General features: G+C 62.8%; 19 protein-coding genes. 8 read left to right on the forward strand and 11 right to left on the reverse strand.

Annotated features, from left to right (window positions below):
• The first annotated feature begins 195 nt into the window (after positions 1-195).
• Positions 196-1,254, forward strand: coding sequence for an NAD(P)-dependent alcohol dehydrogenase (locus tag WBH99_RS00865; protein ID WP_424218209.1), 1,059 nt, complete (start codon positions 196-198; stop codon positions 1,252-1,254).
• A gap of 208 nt (positions 1,255-1,462) precedes the next feature.
• Here WBH99_RS00865 and WBH99_RS00870 read toward each other — a convergent pair whose 3' ends face one another.
• Together WBH99_RS00870 and WBH99_RS00875 are read right to left on the reverse strand one after the other, a co-directional pair.
• Entirely contained in the window at positions 1,463-2,104 is a 642-nt protein-coding gene (locus tag WBH99_RS00870; RefSeq protein WP_424218210.1) for a hypothetical protein, read from the reverse strand.
• Between the two features lie 82 nt (positions 2,105-2,186).
• Positions 2,187-2,408 (reverse strand): YdcH family protein, encoded by a 222-nt coding sequence (locus WBH99_RS00875; protein ID WP_424218211.1) that lies wholly within the window; start codon positions 2,406-2,408, stop codon positions 2,187-2,189.
• A 505-nt stretch (positions 2,409-2,913) separates the two neighbouring features.
• Between WBH99_RS00875 and WBH99_RS00880 the strand changes: the two genes are divergently transcribed.
• From WBH99_RS00880 to WBH99_RS00905, 6 genes are all read left to right on the forward strand, one after another.
• Positions 2,914-3,234, forward strand: a complete 321-nt coding sequence (locus WBH99_RS00880) for a hypothetical protein (protein ID WP_424218212.1) — start codon at positions 2,914-2,916, stop codon at positions 3,232-3,234.
• Between the two features lie 6 nt (positions 3,235-3,240).
• Positions 3,241-3,801 (forward strand): transcription elongation factor GreB, encoded by a 561-nt coding sequence (gene greB / locus WBH99_RS00885; RefSeq protein ID WP_424218213.1) that lies wholly within the window; start codon positions 3,241-3,243, stop codon positions 3,799-3,801.
• Between the two features lie 89 nt (positions 3,802-3,890).
• A complete protein-coding gene (gene htpG, locus WBH99_RS00890; RefSeq protein ID WP_424218214.1) occupies positions 3,891-5,810 on the forward strand; it encodes a molecular chaperone HtpG in 1,920 nt (639 codons plus the stop codon).
• Positions 5,811-6,040: 230 nt separating this feature from the next.
• Positions 6,041-6,571, forward strand: a complete 531-nt coding sequence (locus WBH99_RS00895; RefSeq protein WP_424218215.1) for a DNA-deoxyinosine glycosylase — start codon at positions 6,041-6,043, stop codon at positions 6,569-6,571.
• A gap of 27 nt (positions 6,572-6,598) precedes the next feature.
• Positions 6,599-8,386 carry a GspE/PulE family protein gene (locus WBH99_RS00900; protein ID WP_424218216.1) on the forward strand — a complete coding sequence of 596 codons (1,788 nt, stop codon included), beginning with the start codon at positions 6,599-6,601 and terminating at the stop codon, positions 8,384-8,386.
• Between the two features lie 62 nt (positions 8,387-8,448).
• Entirely contained in the window at positions 8,449-9,231 is a 783-nt protein-coding gene (locus tag WBH99_RS00905; protein WP_424218217.1) for an MBL fold metallo-hydrolase, read from the forward strand.
• 276 nt (positions 9,232-9,507) lie between these two features.
• On the opposite strand, the gene WBH99_RS00910 is transcribed toward WBH99_RS00905, so the two are convergent.
• From WBH99_RS00910 to WBH99_RS00950, 9 genes are all read right to left on the reverse strand, one after another.
• Positions 9,508-9,933, reverse strand: coding sequence for a DUF1841 family protein (locus WBH99_RS00910; RefSeq protein WP_424218218.1), 426 nt, complete (start codon positions 9,931-9,933; stop codon positions 9,508-9,510).
• A gap of 204 nt (positions 9,934-10,137) precedes the next feature.
• Complete coding sequence (nth, locus tag WBH99_RS00915; protein ID WP_424218219.1) at positions 10,138-10,770, reverse strand: endonuclease III; 633 nt, start codon at positions 10,768-10,770, stop codon at positions 10,138-10,140.
• A 17-nt stretch (positions 10,771-10,787) separates the two neighbouring features.
• Positions 10,788-11,486 carry an electron transport complex subunit E gene (locus WBH99_RS00920; RefSeq protein WP_424218220.1) on the reverse strand — a complete coding sequence of 233 codons (699 nt, stop codon included), beginning with the start codon at positions 11,484-11,486 and terminating at the stop codon, positions 10,788-10,790.
• Entirely contained in the window at positions 11,483-12,142 is a 660-nt protein-coding gene (gene rsxG, locus WBH99_RS00925; protein WP_424218221.1) for an electron transport complex subunit RsxG, read from the reverse strand. The genes WBH99_RS00920 and rsxG overlap by 4 nt, the downstream gene beginning before the upstream one ends.
• Entirely contained in the window at positions 12,139-13,152 is a 1,014-nt protein-coding gene (locus tag WBH99_RS00930) for an RnfABCDGE type electron transport complex subunit D (RefSeq protein WP_424218225.1), read from the reverse strand. Before WBH99_RS00930 ends, rsxG begins: the two co-directional genes overlap by 4 nt.
• A gap of 11 nt (positions 13,153-13,163) precedes the next feature.
• Positions 13,164-14,891 carry an electron transport complex subunit RsxC gene (gene rsxC, locus WBH99_RS00935; protein WP_424218222.1) on the reverse strand — a complete coding sequence of 576 codons (1,728 nt, stop codon included), beginning with the start codon at positions 14,889-14,891 and terminating at the stop codon, positions 13,164-13,166.
• A gap of 9 nt (positions 14,892-14,900) precedes the next feature.
• Positions 14,901-15,467, reverse strand: a complete 567-nt coding sequence (gene rsxB, locus WBH99_RS00940; RefSeq protein WP_424218226.1) for an electron transport complex subunit RsxB — start codon at positions 15,465-15,467, stop codon at positions 14,901-14,903.
• Positions 15,468-15,474: 7 nt separating this feature from the next.
• Positions 15,475-16,056 carry an electron transport complex subunit RsxA gene (rsxA, locus tag WBH99_RS00945; protein WP_424218223.1) on the reverse strand — a complete coding sequence of 194 codons (582 nt, stop codon included), beginning with the start codon at positions 16,054-16,056 and terminating at the stop codon, positions 15,475-15,477.
• 110 nt (positions 16,057-16,166) lie between these two features.
• Positions 16,167-17,207, reverse strand: a complete 1,041-nt coding sequence (locus tag WBH99_RS00950; protein ID WP_424218227.1) for a quinone-dependent dihydroorotate dehydrogenase — start codon at positions 17,205-17,207, stop codon at positions 16,167-16,169.
• Between the two features lie 424 nt (positions 17,208-17,631).
• On the opposite strand from WBH99_RS00950, the gene WBH99_RS00955 reads away from it, so the two are divergent.
• On the forward strand, positions 17,632-18,146 hold a 515-nt coding region (locus WBH99_RS00955; RefSeq protein ID WP_424218224.1), incomplete at its 3' end, for an Rpn family recombination-promoting nuclease/putative transposase.

An 18,146-nucleotide genomic window follows, 5' to 3' on the forward strand; every position in this document is an offset into this window, starting at 1 on the left:
CAGTTCAAGCCCCTGAAAAAGCCAAAGCCCCCGGGAAATCCGGGGGTTTTTACCAGGTGCGCCCGGCAGGGCGTACTTGCCTGGAAAGGGCAGTCCTCTACCGGCCCGGTCCGGATCAATCTGATCAACGGCTGTGCCTTGTCCTCCAGCTGAAAAAAGGCTATATCTGCTCACCCAACTGACAAGGAGAACACCATGAATGTCAAAGCCTACGGGGCCCATGCGGGCGACCGTCCCCTGGAGCCCCTGGAAATCACCCGGCGCACACCGGGTGCCCACGATGTGCAGATCGACATTGCCTATTGCGGCGTTTGCCATTCCGACCTGCACCAGGTCCGCTCGGAGTGGGCAGGTACGCTTTTTCCCTGTGTCCCGGGCCACGAAATCGTGGGGCGCGTTTCGGCGCTGGGGGAGCATGTCAAGGGTTTTGCGCTTGGCGATCTGGTCGGGGTAGGGTGCATCGTCGATAGCTGCCAGCATTGCGAGGAATGCGATGCGGGGCTGGAGAACTATTGCGACGGGATGATCGGCACCTACAACGCTCCGACCGCAGATGCGCCGGGTCACACCCTGGGCGGCTATTCCCAGCGCATCGTCGTGCATGAGCGCTACGTGCTGCGCATTCGTCATCCAGAGGCCCAGCTGGCGGCTGTGGCCCCGCTCCTGTGCGCCGGGATCACGACCTATTCGCCGCTGCGCCACTGGCAGGCCGGGCCGGGCAAGAAGGTGGGCGTGGTGGGTGTGGGCGGCCTCGGGCATATGGGGATCAAGCTGGCCCATGCCATGGGGGCGCACGTGGTGGCCTTCACCACCTCGGATGGCAAGCGGGAGGCCGCGCTGACACTGGGTGCGGATGAAGTCGTGGTATCCCGTAACGCAGATGAGATGGCCGCTCATGCCGGAAGTTTCGACATGATCCTCAACACGGTGGCGGCACCTCATGATCTCGATGCATTTCTTGCCTTGTTGAAACGGGACGGCACCATGACCCTGGTGGGTGCCCCGGCCACACCCCATCCCTCGCCCAACGTGTTCAGCCTGATCATGAAGCGCCGCAGTCTGGCCGGCTCCCTGATTGGCGGCATTCCCGAAACCCAGGAAATGCTTGATTTCTGCGCCGCGCACGGGATCGTCGCCGACATCGAATTGATCCGCGTCGAGGCGATCAACGAGGCTTACGAGCGCATGCTCAAGGGCGATGTGAAGTATCGCTTTGTGATCGACAGTGCCAGTCTGGGAGCGCTCGGCGCCTGATTGCCGGTGCCGTGGCCGAGCGGGCCTGTCAGCCGGCAGGGTCCGGCAGCGGGCGTTCCGCTCGGCGTTCCATCCCTGCGGGCTGTGGTGGAACCGTGGTGCGAGCCCCATGAACCCGGCCTTGCCGAAGTCCTTCCTTGATCGTCTTGGGCTCGATGCGACGCGACGACTTCCTGTCTTTCATGAGCTGCCGTATGCGCAGCCGCCTCTACGCTGACGCTGGTGTGCGAGGGCGGCGGTGTGATCCCATCTCCGGCTTGATGGCCGGGTTTGGTGGAAGGGCTTGGCGGAGGGGCAGGTAAGTGGCTTCTTCGAAGGCTTGCAACTGGGGCTGGAGGACGCCGTAGATCAGGATGTGCCGTTCCGAGACCGGGTCAAAGGAGGCGGGGACGATGGCCAGGGGCGGTGCTGTTGCCGCATCGGGCTGCATCTTCAGCCAGCTCCGGGCGGCCTCATGGGCAGCGGCAAAACTCGGGAACAGGCCTTGCAGGCGGGGATGGCGGATGGGCAGGAACTGGCCCGTGATCTGGTCCAGCAACTGATCCTTGCCCAGGTATTGCACACCGTAGCCTCCGGCCGGGCGGGGCAGGGGTAAGGCTTCCAGTTCGAAGGGGTCGCCAAAAGCCCGGGAGTGATCAGTGGGGTGGTCGTGCGGCTGGTTGTGTGGCTGGTCGTGCATAAGAGACATTTTGTACCACGCTTTGTACCACGCATGGCGGGCTTGTGCAGTCCGGGGCCAGGTTGCGGATTCCCCGGAAAGCAGACAGTGCGATTTTTGTAAGTTTTCCAGGGCGATGGCATCGGGAGGATGGGGTCCGTCTTTCAGGTCGAGATGGATCTTGCCGGTCATCCACGCTTCCGCGACGTCTCCTCGTACTCGGCCTGCCGGACCTTTTTCGGGCCTGGGCCGACGCCGCCCGGGGACTGAGCCATCAGGCCGGTTCGTCCGGCGTCAGCAGGGCTTCGATTTCCCAGATCTGGTCGCGCAGCTGCAGCTTGCGTTTCTTCAGCCGGGGCACCAGCAACTGGTCCGGGGGCGGGTTTTCTGCCAGGTGGCTGATGACCTGGTCCAGGTCCCGGTGTTCCAGGATCAGGGCCTGCAGGCGCGCCTCGTAACGCGCGATATCTTCAGGGCTCAGGGTGGGGTTGGTCATGGTCGGCTTTCCTCTGGAATGAGTGGGTCGGATGGCTCGCGAGCCACGACCCACTGTAACAGTTTGGCGGCGGGCAGGATCTGCGGATTGGGGGCCGCTCCCGTGTCGATGAGACGGGGCGATTGCTCCTGGCCCTCATCTCATCCGCCGCCCGTTGCCGTGCCTTCACCCGGGCTGCCTCGCTGGGCGCTGCCACTCGGGGAATGAGGGAATGCAGGCCCCGACCCGGATGGGGGCGGCAGGGCGGGCGGCGAACCACCGGGACAGCATGATGCCGGCAGATGTCAAGGGAATCAACAGGAGGCGAAGGTGTTTTGCCTGAACCATGATTGAGCGGCGAAAACCCGTGAAAATCCGATGCGCAAGCGGCGATCAGGGGCGCTTGCGCAACATGAGGCCCGGCGCGGGAGGGTTGCCCGATTCGATTGTGACAATCAAAAGGTGACGGAAAGCCGGTTTTCCGACATAAAATCCAGCTGTCACCAGAAAAATAGAGGAGAGGGTCATGGACTATCACATCATCGTCAGCTTCGCCAAGGATCGCGCCTACGAGTTCAAATCCACGGGCGGCGCAGTCAGTTTCAGCACCCAGGAAGAAGCGCGCAAGTGGCTGGAAAAGGAATTCAATGATCTCAAGTGTGAGGTCACCAGCCCTACCGGCAAAATCCTGATCATTGACAAATTGATTGCCGTCGCCCAGAAAGCGGGGGAAGAGCGCTTTGCCCAGCGCACCGAATGGGCGGTTCAATATGCCCGCAACGTGGCCCTGACTCTGGGACGGGACCTGGTGCGGGTGGATGTGGAACATATGCGCCTGGGTTACTGAGTTGCAATGAGCAAGGCGTTTACGCGAGAAGATGCCGGGGATGAGGATGAGGAGAACCTCTCCTTGGCCCTGAAGCTACCCCCGGGCAGCAAGAACTACATCACCCCGGCCGGCTATGCCCGGCTGGTGGCCGAACAGGAAGCGCTCATCAAGCAGGAGCGGCCCCGCATCGTGGAAGTGGTGGCCTGGGCGGCCTCCAATGGCGACCGCTCCGAGAACGGCGACTATCTGTATGGCAAGAAGCGCCTCCGGGAGATCGACCGGCGCATCCGCTTTCTCAACAAGCGCCTGGATAACGCCCAGGTAGTGGACCCCACCCTCCAGGGCAATAACGACCAGGTGTTTTTCGGCGCCACGGTGACCGTTTCCTGGGACGGGGGTGAGGAGCAGACCTACAGTATCGTCGGCGTGGACGAAGCCGACGTGGCCCGGGGCCGCATCAGCTGGATTTCTCCTCTGGCCCGCACCCTGATCAAGGCCAGGGAAGGCGACTGCCTGCGTTTCCAGACCCCGGCCGGGGTACGGGAAATCGATATTCTCGAAGTGGTTTACCAGGCCATCGACTGAACAAGGCCGGGGGCTTGAAATTCCCCGTCTTGTCCCCATCTGCACCGCCATCGTTTTGTCATTCGTTTATTTACATGGGAGAAAAACACATGACCGCCAGCACGGCCAGCAAGGAGACCCTGGGTTTTCAGACTGAAGTCAGGCAGTTGCTGCACCTGATGATCCATTCGCTCTACAGCAACAAGGAAATTTTCCTGCGGGAGCTGATCTCCAACGCTTCCGACGCCTGCGACAAGCTGCGCTTCGAGGCGCTCAACAACGCTGCCCTGTATGGTGACGATGCCGGACTCAAGATCCGTGTTTCCTTCGACAAGGCCGCCCGCACCCTCACCGTCTCCGACAACGGCATCGGCATGTCGCGGGAAGAGGCCATTGCCCACCTGGGCACCATCGCCAAGTCCGGCACCAAGGAATTCTTCAGCGCCCTGACTGGCGACCAGGCCAGGGACGCCCACCTGATCGGCCAGTTCGGCGTTGGTTTCTACTCTTCCTTCATTGTTGCTGACAAGGTCACCGTGATCTCCCGCCGCGCCGGCCTGCCCGCCGATGAGGCCGTGTGCTGGGAATCCAGCGGTGAGGGCGACTTTTCCGTGGAAAGGGTGGAAAAGGCCGGGCGTGGCACCGACGTGATCCTGCACCTGCGCGAAGGGGAGGATGAATTCCTCGATGCCTGGCGGCTGAAGTCCATCATCCGCAAGTATTCCGACCACATCACCCTGCCCATCCTGATGGCCGGCGAGAAGTGGGATGAGGAAAAAAAGGAGATGGTGCCCAGCGGCGAGGACGAAACCGTCAACCAGGCCAGCGCGCTCTGGGCCCGCAGCAAGTCGGACATCAGCGACGAGCAGTACAAGGAGTTCTACAAACATGTGGCCCACGATTTCGAGGACCCGCTCACCTGGGTCCATGCCAAGGTGGAAGGCAAGCAGGAATACACCCTGCTCCTCTACATCCCCGGTCGCGCCCCCTTCGACCTTTACGACCGCAACGCCCGCCACGGGGTGAAGCTCTATGTCAAGCGCGTCTTCATCATGGATGATGCCGAAAAGCTGATGCCCCTTTACCTGCGCTTCGTGCGCGGTGTGGTGGACTCGGCCGATCTGCCTCTGAACGTGTCCCGGGAAATCCTCCAGGAAAGCAAGGACATCGAAGCCATCAGAAACGGTTGCACCCGCAAGGTGCTGTCCCTGCTCGAATCCCTGGCCAATAGCGAAGACGAAGCTGAACAAGCCCGGTACGCCAGATTCTGGTCCGAATTCGGCCAGGTGCTGAAGGAAGGCGTGGGGGAAGACTTTGCCAACAAGGACAGGATCGCCGGCCTGCTGCGCTTTGCCTCCACCCGGGCCGACACCCCCGAAGAGACCGTTTCCCTCAAGGACTATATCGGCCGCATGAAGGAAGGCCAGGAAAAGATCTACTACGTCACCGCCGAATCCTTCAAGGCCGCCAGGAACAGCCCGCACCTGGAAATCTTCCGCAAGAAGGGCATCGAAGTGCTGCTGCTTTCCGACCGGGTGGATGAATGGGTGGTCGGCAACCTCACCGAGTTCGAAGGCAAGCCGCTCCAGTCCGTCGCCAAGGGCGGCCTCGACCTGGGCAAGCTGGAAGACGAGGAAGAGAAGAAGGAAGCCGAGAAGGCCGCCGACGAGTACAAGGATCTGATCGAAAAGATCAAGACCTCCCTGGGCGAACGGGTCAAGGATGTGCACGTCACCCACCGCCTCACCGACTCGCCCTCCTGCCTGGTTTCCGATGAGTTCGACGTCTCCGGCAACCTGGCCCGCCTGCTCAAGGCCGCCGGCCAGAAGGCCCCGGACCTGAAGCCCATCCTGGAAATCAACCCCAACCACCCGGCCGTGCAGCGCCTCAAGTACGAAGAAGCCCGTTTCGACGACTGGGCCGCCCTGCTGTTCGAACAGGCCCTGCTCGCCGAAGGGGGGCAACTGGACGACCCGGCCAGCTTCGTGAAGCGCATCAACGCGCTGATGCTGGCCCTGTCCGCCAGGTAAGCCGTTTCAGCCCCGCCAGCAACAAGGCCGGCATGCGCCGGCCTTGGTTTTTCCCGACGCATGGTGCAAGCGGCGTGCACCGGCGCATCAGCTGAGCGCTGTCAGTCGCACACCTGCTATGAGCCCTACGGATTTCAGGTGTCGCTGCCACCGCCGATGACGCTGATGCTGCGGTTGAACACCGTCAGGGGTTTCAGCAATCTTAAGGGCAGCAGTCCATGGAGGAATCAGTGGCTTTACCGACCAGCGAAGGGGCGGGGGATGACCGCCTCACGGGCCTGGCCCCCATTTTCGATGCCCGGGTCCGGCTGTTGATCCTGGGCAGTTTTCCTTCTCCGGCCTCCCTCGCGGCGCAGCAGTATTACGGCCACCGGCAGAATCATTTCTGGCGGCTGGTGGGGGAGATTCTGGGTGAACCGCTGTTTGAACTGCCTTACCCGGAGCGCACCGCCCGGGTGCTGGAGCGGGGCATCGGTATCTGGGATGTGTATCAGGCCTGCATCCGGCCCGGCGCGCTGGATGCGGATATCCGCGCCGGGGAGGTCAACGACTTTGCCGGGCTGGGGGCCCGGGCGCCCGGCTTGCGGCGGGTCTGTTTCAACGGGCAGACGGCGGGGCGGTTTGCGCCGCAGCTGGCAAGACTGGGACTGGAAACTTGCGTGCTGCCCTCTTCCAGCCCGGCTTATACCTTGCCGTTTGCGGCCAAGCTGGCGCGCTGGCGGGCGGCGCTGGAGCCTGTTGTTTTCATGTCCGTGTTATAGTTCTCCCCCCATTCTTTCCTGTTTGGCATGAACTCCCTTCCTACCCATGAGCACCGCCTCAACCTGCCCGAGATCCTGGAATGGCTGGTGGCGGACGGGCTGGTGGCGAAGCCGGATGCGGATGCCCTGAAGGTGGAGCGGCAACTCAAGGGGGGTAACACCCATCCCCTGATCCTGGTGGCCGAGCAGAAGTGGCGGAGCCTGGTGCCCCCCAACAAACCCCTGAACCTGGAAAACCTGACCGAGTGGCTGGCCGCCAAGGTGGGTTTGCCTTACCAGCATATCGACCCGCTCAAGATCGACTTTACCGGCGTGGCGGATGTGGTTTCCAGCGCCTACGCAGCCCGCTTTTCCATCCTGCCCATCGGCATCGACCTGCGCGAGGTGGTGATTGCCACGTCCGAGCCTTTCCTGCGCGAGTGGGAAAAAGAGCTCGAACACATTCTCAAGAAGAAGATCCGCCGGGTGCTGGCCAATCCGGCGGATGTGAGCCGCTATCTGGTGGAATTCTTCAACCTCGCCAAGTCGGTGAAGAAGGCGGCGCAGGCGGGAGGGCAGGGGGGCAGCCTTTCCAGCTTCGAGCAACTGGTGGAACTGGGGCGTACCAATCGCCAGTTGGATGCCAACGACCAGCACATCGTCCATATCGTGGACTGGCTCTGGCAGTATGCCTTCGACCAGCGCGCCTCCGACATCCACATCGAACCCCGGCGCGACATGGGCATCGTGCGCTTTCGCATCGACGGGGTGCTGCATCAGGTGTACCAGATCCCCATGGCGGTGATGACGGCCATGACCAGCCGCATCAAGCTCCTGGGCCGCATGGACGTGATCGAGAAGCGCCGCCCCCAGGATGGCCGCATCAAGACCCGCATGCCGGACGGCGACGAGGTGGAACTGCGGCTTTCCACCCTGCCCACGGCCTTTGGCGAAAAGCTGGTGATGCGGATTTTCGACCCGGACGTGCTGGTGCGGGATTTCAAGGAACTGGGCTTTTCCGAGGACGATCTTTCCCGCTGGGGCGAAATGACCTCCCGGCCCAACGGCATCATCCTGGTCACTGGCCCCACGGGCTCGGGCAAGACCACCACCTTGTATTCCACCCTGAAGCAGCTGGCCACTCCCGAGGTGAATGTGTGCACCATCGAGGACCCGATCGAAATGATCGAGCCGGCCTTCAATCAGGTGCAGGTGCAGCACAGTGTGGAAATGGACTTTGCCGAAGGGGTGCGGGCCCTGATGCGGCAGGACCCGGACATCATCATGATCGGTGAAATCCGCGACCTGGAAACTTCGGAAATGGCCATTCAGGCCGCCCTCACCGGCCACCTGGTGCTGTCCACCCTGCATACCAACGATGCGCCTTCGGCCATCACCCGGCTGCAGGATCTGGGCATGCCGGCCTACCTCATCAACGCTACCCTGCTGGGGGTGATGGCCCAGCGCCTGGTGCGCACCCTCTGCCCGCACTGCAAGAAGCCCGCGCCCATGACGGAAACGGACCAGCAGGTCTGGCGCAGCCTGGTGCTGCCCTGGAAGGCCAGCGAGCCGGCCCGGATCTACCATCCGGCAGGTTGTCTGGAATGCCGCATGACCGGTTTCAGGGGCCGGGTGGGAGTTTATGAATTACTGTTGATGAGCCCGGAACTGCGCAAACTGCTGGGCAAGGAAACCGATGTGGCCAAGATACGCGACCAGGCCTGCCGCGAGGGCATGCGCCCCTTGCGTATTTCCGGCGCCCTCAAGGTGGCGGCCGGCATCACTTCCCTGGAAGAGGTGGTGCGGGTCGCCCCGCCGGCTGACGAGGGGGCTTGATGCCGGTCAACCGGAACTGTCATTCATGATGGATAATACGCCGTCAAAATTTGGGGAAAATCATGGCTGTTGAGCTTTACAACGATGGTAATCATGTGGTCCATGCCTTCTATGATCTGGTGGATGAAAAGACCGATCTGGCCGTGCAGTGCAACCAGTTCCTGATCGCCGACAGCGGCCATGGTGCCCTGGTGGACCCGGGGGGCAACATGACCTACACGGGGCTGCTGATGGACATGCAGAAGTATTTCTCGTCCAGGGACCTGGACTACATTCTGGCTTCCCACCCCGACCCGGACATCATCGCCTCGGTGAACAAGTGGTTTGTGGCCTCCAACTGCAAGGTGATGATTTCCTCCCTATGGACCCGCTTCGTGCCCCATTTCACCACGGGCCGCGACGTTTCCAACCGCATCATCGGCATTCCTGACGAGGGCGCCGTGATTCCCCTGGGGCAATGCAAGATTCTCGCGCTGCCCGGCCACTTCATGCATGCCGAAGGCAATTTCCAGTTCTACGATCCCATCGCCAGGATTCTTTTTTCGGGTGACCTGGGCACCTCCCTCGTGTCCCACGAAAAGGCGGACGAGCCCATCACCGACTTCGCCAGCCATGTGCCTTACATGATCGGCTTTCACAAGCGCTACATCGTCACGGGCAAGGTCTGCCGCTACTGGGCCAATATGGTGCGTCAGCTGGACATCGAGCAGGTCGTGCCCCAGCACGGTTGCCGTTTCGTGGGCAAGAAGGCGGTCAAGGATTTCATTGACTGGGTCGAACAGCTCGAATGTGGGATTGATCTGATGACCCAGAATAACTACACCATTCCCAACAAGCCGATCTGATTGCAAGGGTAGCCCGCGGCTCACCCGGTTTCCTGGTGGGTCCTCTTCCCCGGCGGGTCCTTTTTTCCGGCGGGTCCTTTTTCCCGGCGGGTCCTTTTTCCCGGCGGGTCCGTTTCCCCGGTGGGTCCGTTTCCCCGGCGGGTCCTTTTTGGCATCCGTGGAGGGCAGCCGTGGAGTTGATCGCGGCAGTGTGGTTTTGCCGTTGCTGAGCACCACCCTCGTAGAGCGGGAGCCGTTTGCCACTCAGGAGGGCAGGCTGGATCGATGGAGGGGGTGTCAGGTGGTGTGCTGCAGGACTTTTTCGAGATAGCGGTCGCTGTCTGGCATGCCGCCTCGTTGCTGGGCGCTCCAGAGCACTTCACCCAGACATTCCAGCAAGACATGCTCGGCGGCATGAGCGTCCATGCGCTGGACCAGGCGGCTGAACGCGGCACGGATGCCGGGCGGCTGGTCGATGGAGAGCTGTTCGGCAATGGCCAGGTGCATGGAAAGATGCAAGAAGGGATTCATGGCGCCGCCTTCCGGTGTCCATTCCCCCTGCAGGGCCGCTTCCGGCTGGGAGAGCAAGAGGTGATATTCCGGGTGCCGGGCCGCCACGTCGGCGGCGGTGACTTCGGCACCGGCCAGCGGCAGGCGTTCCTGGTGCTTTTTCCAGGCGCTGCAGAAAAAGCGCCGGACTTCATCGCGGGAGGGGGTAAACATGTCGGTTCTCTCGATTGAACAGGGCGGTGACGATGCTATTGTGCAGCAAGCGGGCGCCGCCGTCTGGATGGGGGCAAATCATCGGGCTGTCCCCGCCGGCGCCCAGCCGGGTCTGCCGGGCGGCTGGTTTCTCCCGGACTTCAAGTGCTGCCAGGCGGGGCCGAGGGCATCGTCTGGCGCCCGTCCGGTGGCGGCCTTCATGCTTCATGGGGCCTTGGCCTTCCATTCGCAGAGCTCGAGGAGGCAGCAACGGCCGCATTCCGGCTTTCTTGCCTTGCAGACATAGCGGCCATGCAGGATCAGCCAGTGGTGGGCATCGAGGCGGTATTCAGCCGGCGTGGTCTTGACCAGCTTTTCTTCCACTTCGCGCACATCCTTGCCGGGAGCCAGGCCGGTGCGGTTGGCGACCCGGAAGATATGGGTATCCACGGCGATGGTGGGGTGGCCGAAGGCGGTGTTGAGCACGACGTTGGCCGTCTTTCTGCCGACACCGGGCAGGGCCTCCAGGGCTTCACGGTTTTCCGGTACCTGGCCTCCGTGCCTTTCCAGCAGCAGGCGGCAGGTGGCGATGGTGTTTTTCGCCTTGGTCTTGTAGAGGCCGATGGTCTTGATGTGGTCCATCAGGCCTTCTTCTCCCAGGGTCAGCATGGCTTCTGGCGTGGGGGCGGCGGCAAACAGTTTGCGGGTAGCCTTGTTCACCCCCACGTCGGTGGCCTGGGCCGAGAGCAGCACGGCGATCAGCAGTTGAAAGGGGCTGGCGTATTCCAGTTCCGTGGTGGGGGCTGGATTGGCCGCCTTCAGGCGGGCATAGAGTTCTGCCCGTTTCTGCTTGTTCACAACCCGGCCCCGTTCGTTCAGCGTGCCGGTGCGGCGTCGATGCTGGCCGATTCTGCCGTGAGCCGTTTTGGCTTGCGGGCGGCAACCCGGGCATCTGTCCAGTTTTTCCAGGCGATCAGGCAACCCAGCAGGATGAAGGCGCCAGGAGGCAGGATGGCGAGCAGGAAACCCGGGTAATCGGCGGGCAGCAGCAAGATGGCATGGGCGCCGGGAATCACCATGTCGATGCCTTCCAGCAGGGTGCCGTTGCCGATCAGTTCCCGCAAGGCACCCAGCAGGGCCAGGGTCCACAGCATGCCGACGCCCATGAACACGCCGTCCAGGGTGGATTGCAGCGGCGGGTTCTTGGCGGCAAAGGCTTCCACCCGGGCCAGCACGATGCAGTTGGTGACGATGAGCGGGATGAAGATGCCCAGCACCAGATACAGCGCGTGCAGCTGGGCATTGAAGAGCAGATCCACCACGGTCACCAGGGCGGCGACGATCAGGATGAACACCGGAATGCGGATTTCGTGGGGAATCCAGTTGCGCAGGCTGGCGACCGCCACATTGGCAAGAGCCATCACCAGGATGGTGGCGAGGGAGAGCATCACTCCATTCACCAAGTTGGTGGTCACGGCCAGCAGGGGGCACAGGCCGAGAATCTGGACGAGGCTGGTGTTCTGGCGCCAGACGCCGTTCTGGGCGATTTTGCGGAATTCTTCCTGGGTGATCATTGGGCCTCCTGGGCAAAGAGTTCGTTCCGATGGGTCATGGCGTAGCGGGCAGCCCGGAACACGGCGTCGGAAACGGCACGGGGGGTGACGGTGGCACCGGTACGGTAGGTGATGCGGCCTCCATCCTTTTTCACCTTCCACTCGCGTTCGGCCACTTGCGGATAGTTGAGGCCGGCAAACTGGTCGATCCACGGTTCGGCCTTGTTCTTGTCCTTCTTGGGGTCGATGTAGTCGCCCAGGCCCGGGGTTTCCTTGTGCTGCACCACGCGCACACCGGTCACATCGCCGGCAGCCGTGATGCCCAGCACCAGACGGATTTCACCGGCATAACCATCGGGGGCCACGGCTTCCAGCACCAGGGCGGCGGGCTGGCCGGCCAGGCGGGCCCGGTAGACCTTGCTGCTCGTGGTCAGGCCCAGTTCCGGGGTGGGAGGCAGCTCGAGGGTATCGTTCAGCAGGTCGTTGTCGTAGCTGCCGGCGGGTAGCACTTCATTGATGAATTTCATTTTTTCGGCGGCGGCCGAAGCCTCGATGGCCGGCTTGGTCCATTGGTAGGCGCCGGCCAGCAGGGCGGTGAACAGCACCACGAAAATGAACAGGATCAATGCGGTACGGAGGGCCATGGCCGGCGCCGTATAGGTGCGTGCTTCGCTCATGGTGCTGCTTTCTTGCCGAAGATGGCGGGCTGGTTGAGCAGGTCGATGATGGGGGCGCAGAGGTTCATGATCAGCACGGCGAAGGCGATCCCGTCGGGGAAGGCGCCAAAGACCCGGATCAGGTACGCGAGTATCCCGGCGCCACAGCCGAAGATCAGTTTGCCCCGGGGGGTAGTGCAGCCGGAAACCGGGTCCGTGGCGATGAAAAAGGCCCCCAGCATGGCACCACCGGAAAAGAGGTGGAACAGCGGGTCGGCAAAACGGGCCGGGTCAATGCTCCAGCACAGGGTGGAGACGGCGGCCATGCCGATGATGAAGGCTGCCGGCACATGCCAGGTGATGATGCGCTTGCCGAGCAGAAACAGGCCGCCCAGCAGGTAGGCTGCGGTGATCCATTCCCAGCCCCGGCCGGCAAAGGTGCCGTACAGATTCTGGTTGCTGAGCAGATCCTGGATGCTGGCATCAACGCGATCCATTTTCAGGGCGGTCTTCAGGGCATCGAGGGGGGTGGCGGCGGTGAGCGCGTCCAGCCGGGGCGAAAGACCGAGAATCACGTCCAGCTGCTGGCCGAAGCCGAGGGCCAGACCCTGGGCCGGCCACTGGGACATCAGGGCCGGGAAGGCGACAATGCAGGTGGCAAAGGCGATCATGGCCGGGTTGAAGGGGTTCTGGCCGAGACCGCCATAGAGCTGTTTGGCCACCACGATGGCAAGGAACACGCCGGTCACGGTCAGCCACCAGGGCGACAGGGGCGGGAAGGTGAGGGCGATCAGCCAGGCAGTGACCAGGGCCGAGCCATCCTTCAGGAAGGGGCTGACGGGTTTGTTCTGCAGGCGCAGCATCAGGGTTTCAAAAGCCAGGGCGGCGAGGCTGGCAATGGCCAGCTGGATCAGGATTGCCGGGCCGATCAGGGCGGTATAGACGGCAATGCCGGGAACCAGGGCCAGGCCGACCAGGCCCATCACCCGGGTGATGCTCACGGGCTTGAGGATGTGGGGAGAGGTGATGATTTCCATGGGGCTCAGGCGTCCTTGCGGGCATGGGGTTCAAGGGCCGCCATGGCCGGGGCTTCCGGTTCGGCCTGCAGGCCGGCCTGGATGCGCAGGGCGTCGATGGCGGCGATTTCCCTGGCTTGTTCGGGGGAAACGGTTTCCGTGTTCTTTGGCTGCACGGCGGCCCGCTGGGCCCGGGCTCGCTCCAGGGCGGCGGCGATGGTGGCCTTCCTGGCGGCTTCGGGATCGTCCGCCGGGGGCGCGGCGGGAGCGGCTCCTCCCTCGCCGCTTGCGGCGGCAGCGGCTTCGGCGGCTTTCCTGGCGGCCTGGGCGGCAGCGGCCCTGGCCAGTTTTTCGGCTTTCTCGGCTTTTTCCCGCTCGTCCCGGAACTGCTTGAATTCGAAGCGTTCCTTGGCACCCTCGGCCATTTTCCTGTCCTTTTCCCGGGCCCAGATTTCACTCTTGGCGAAACGGAAATACTGAACCAGGGGAATATGGGCCGGGCAGACGTAGGAACAACAGCCGCATTCGATACAGTCGAACAGGTTGTATTCCTGGGCCTTGCCGAAGTTTTTGGCGCGGCTCCACCAGTACAGCTCGAAAGGCTGCAACTCGTGGGGACAGGCCCGGGCGCACTCGCCACAGCGGATGCAGGGCATCTCGGGCGGCTTGGGGGGAAACAGGGAGGGGGAATGGGCAATCAGGCAGTTGGTGGCCTTGATCACCGGCACGTCCGGGGCGGGAATCAGGAAACCCATCATGGGGCCACCCATGATGACCCCGTCCGTATCGGCCCTGGGGCCGGCCAGTTTCAGCAGCTCGTCGATGGGGGTGCCGATCCGCACTTCCCAGTTGCGCGGCCGTTCCGTGTTGCCGGTGAGGGTGACGATGCGGCTGATTACCGGCTCCCCGTGGGCCACGGCCCGCCAGGCGGCCCAGGCGGTGGCTACGTTGAAACACTGGACACCCAGATCGGTGGAGCGCTTGGCGGCGGGGACTTCCTTGCCGGTCAGCACCCGGATCAACTGTTTGGCCCCGCCTGCCGGGTACAGGGTCGGCACGGCGATGACTTCATGAGTTTCGCCGGCGGCCTTGACCGCGGCCGTCATGGCGGCGATGGCTTCGGGCTTGTTGTCCTCGATGCCGATCAGCACCTTTTGCGGCTGCAGCAGGTCCCGGAACAGGCCGATGCCGGCGACGATTTCGTCGGCCCGCTCGCGCATGAGCAGGTCATCGCAGGTGATCCAGGGTTCGCACTCGGCGCCGTTGATCACCAGCTCGGCCATGGGTACGGTTTGCGAGGGGGTCAGCTTGGCGTGGCTGGGGAATACGGCGCCGCCCAGGCCCACGACACCGGATTGCTGCAGGTATTCCCGCACGGCTTCCGGTTCCATGGACTTGTAGTCCAGGGGCTGGTGGTCGATCCAGCGGTCCTCCCCGTCCGGTGCGATGACGACGCAGTCGATGGGCAGGCCCGAGGGGTGGGGGACGATCCGCGGGCCGACCGCGACCACGGTGCCGGAGGTGGAGGCATGCACGGCAGCGGAAATCCAGCCGTCCGCCTCGCCGATCAACTGGCCTTTCAGGACGTGATCGCCGACCGCCACCACGGGCCGCGGCGTACCGCCGATGCTCTGGTGCAGGGGAATCACCAGCCGGGTCGGCAGGGGGGCCTGGGCGATGGGCTCGGTGACCGATTGCTGCTTGTTGTAGGCCGGCTTGATGCCGCCCTTGAATTTGAACAGTTTCTGCAACATGGCCGGGTCTCAGGCGGACTTCCGGTTTTCAGCCGGCTTGATGGCAATCACGGGATACTTCCACTTCCAGTTTTCCAGGGTTTCCGGCACCGGCACCATGTCGATGCATTCCACCGGGCAGGGCTTGATGCACAGTTCGCAGCCGGTGCACAGGGATTCCACCACCGTGTGTGTCTGCCTGGGGGCCCCGACGATGGCATCGACCGGGCAGGCCTGGATGCACAGGGTGCAACCGATACAAAGTTCCTCCCGGATCACGGCCACGGCCTTGGGCTTTTCTTGCCCATGTTCGGCGGAAAGGGGCTGGTATTCCTTGCCCAGCAGGTCGGCCAGCTTCCTGACGCCCTCGTCGCCACCGGGGGGACACTGATTGATCTCCGCCTCGCCCCTGGCGATGGCTTCGGCGTAGGGTTTGCAGCCGGGAAAGCCGCACTGGCCGCACTGGGTCTGGGGCAGGATGGCGTCGATCTTCTCGACGATGGGGTCCCCTTCCACCTTGAACTTGATCGAGGCGTAACCCAGTGCCGCCCCCAGCACCACGGCTCCCAGGGCCATCACGGCAATGGCTATCAGCAGATCCATGTCAGTAGCGATCCAGTCCGGCGAAGCCCATGAAGGCCAGGCTCATGAGCCCGGCGGTGACCATGGCGATGGCGGCGCCCTTGAAGGGGGTCGGCACATCGGCGGTTTCCACCCGCTCGCGGATGCCGGCAAACAGCACCAGAACCAAGGAGAAGCCCACCGCACTGCCAGCCCCGAACAGCAGGGATTCCACGAAACCATAGCGGTGGGAAATATTGATCAGGGGAACGCCCAGCACGGCGCAGTTGGTGGTGATCAGGGGCAGGTAGATGCCCAGGGTCTGCTGCAGGGTGGGGGAGGTCTTGGCAATCACCATCTCGGTCAATTGCACGATGGCGGCAATGGTGACGATGAAGGAGAGGGTGCGCAGGTATTCCAGGCCGAAGGGAATCAGCAGGTAATGGTCGATGACGAAGCTGGCGCCGGTCGCCAGGGTCAGCACGAAGGTGGTCGCGGCACCCATGCCGTAGGCGGTTTCCAGCTTCCTGGAGACGCCCATGAAGGGGCAGAGGCCCAGGATCTTCACCAGGACGACGTTGTTGACCAGCACGGCGCCGATAAGCAGAAAGAGATAGTGGGCCATATTCAGGGGGTGCAGGTGAGAAGGCAAAAGCAGGGGCCGGGATTATGAGGCCTGATCTTGGCTCAGACAACCGCGAAGGTATCGAGGTTCAGCAGGTAAAGTCACTGATTTCAATGTGGTTTTGCCTGGGTGCGCAGGCTTTCGGCGGCTTCCCGCACCAGTTCCGGCCCGCGGTAGATGAAGCCGCTGTAAATCTGTACCAGGCTGGCGCCGGCTGAAATCTTGGCCCGGGCGTCTTCGCCCTTCATGATGCCGCCCACGCCGATGAGGGGTACTTCCCCGGCCAGGGCATGGGCCAGCTTGCCCAGCACGGTGGTGGAAATGCGGAATACCGGGGCGCCGGAAAGGCCGCCGGCTTCGTTGCCATTGGGCAGGTTTTCCACGCCGGGGCGGGACAAGGTGGTGTTGGTGGCGATCACCCCGTCCATCCGGTGCCGCTTCAGGGCGGCGGCAATCGTGCCGATCTGCGGGTCGTCCAGATCCGGGGCGATCTTCAGGACCAGGGGCACGTAGCGGCCATGCTGGTCGGCCAGCCGCTGCTGGGCGGCCTTGAGGCGGGCCAGCAGGTCGTCCAGGGCCTTGTCCTGCTGCAGTTCGCGCAGGTTCCTGGTGTTGGGACTGGAAATATTGACGGTCACATAGCTGGCCTGGCCATACACCTTGTCCAGGCAGGTCAGGTAATCCTCGGCGGCCATTTCCATGGGCGTGTCGGCGTTCTTGCCGATGTTGATGCCCAGGACACCGCCCTTTTTGGGAAATTCCGCCTTGCGCACATTGGCTAGCAGGGCATCGACCCCGCCGTTGTTGAAGCCCATGCGGTTGATGATGGCCCGGGCTTCCGGGATGCGGAAAATGCGGGGCTTGGGATTGCCCGCCTGGGGCCGGGGCGTGGTCGTGCCGATTTCGATATGACCGAAACCCAGGGCCGCCAGGCCGTCGATGTGGGCGCCGTTCTTGTCCAGTCCGGCGGCCAGGCCCACCCGGTTCGGGAAGCGGATGCCCATGACTTCCACCGGGTCGTCCACCGGGCGATCCGATACCAGTCCGGAAAGGCCGCTGGCCTGAAGTAAGGAAATGCCATTCAGGGCGATGCCGTGCGCCTTTTCGGCATCCATGGAAAATAAAACGCGACGCAGCAGGGAATAGATCATGATGGGGCGGGATTTTACCGCAATGCAGCAGATGGCACGTCGATACCGTGGAATATCCAGATAGTTGCCGGCGCCGGAGGTGGCGCACAGAGCGGATGCCGGCGCTTCTTGTATGGCCATCTGGACCCAGGCCGGTGCGGGGAAGCAGAACTGGCCGGGGATGTCCTGGCGGGCGAAGGGGAGGGTCATGGCTTTGTCAGCCCCGGCTTGGCGATCTGCAAGCCATCAATGCCTTCGGAGTCCGAGGTATTGCGCGTAACCGGGGTCTGGCCGTGCGCGAGCGCGATGGCGGCAATCTTTTGCCCTCCATTTACTCGACTCTTGACGCCTCGATCCCCATATTCCTACCCTGCCAAGCCCTGTTTCGATCGCCCCCGACCTCATTCCTGTGTGATAGTCTGGTCATGTTCAGAGGGGAGGGGTCATGGCTCGTCAGTCTCACGATACTGGCTATAAAGAAGTCTTCAGCTACCCTGAGTTCGTTCAGCAACTGATCGAAGGTTTCATGCCGCCCGAGATTGCGCAGATCATGGACTTTCGCACCCTGAAGAACCACAGCGGCAACTACATCACCCCGCTCTTCAAGGAAAAATTCGAAGACGTCGTCTGGTCGGTCGAAGTGACCTGGGAAGGCATGAGGCAGCGGGTGTATCTGTATATCCTGCTCGAGTTCCAGTCGAAGGTTGATCTCGCCATGCCGATCCGGCTGATGCACTACGTGGCCTGTTTCTACGATCACCTGCTGAAGAAAAAGGAAGCCCGCCTCAAAGAGGGGCTCCCCCCGGTGTTGCCGATCGTGCTGTACAACGGCTCCAGGCCCTGGACTGCCAAGACAGACATGTACGACCTCCTGCAACCGGAACCCCCGGCATTCCTGCGGGTCTATCAGCCGCACTTGCGTTACTATCTGGTGGAAGAAAGACGCTACACCGATGCGGA

The sequence above is a fragment of the Azovibrio sp. genome, from assembly GCF_049658005.1.
Lineage (GTDB): Bacteria > Pseudomonadota > Gammaproteobacteria > Burkholderiales > Rhodocyclaceae > Azovibrio.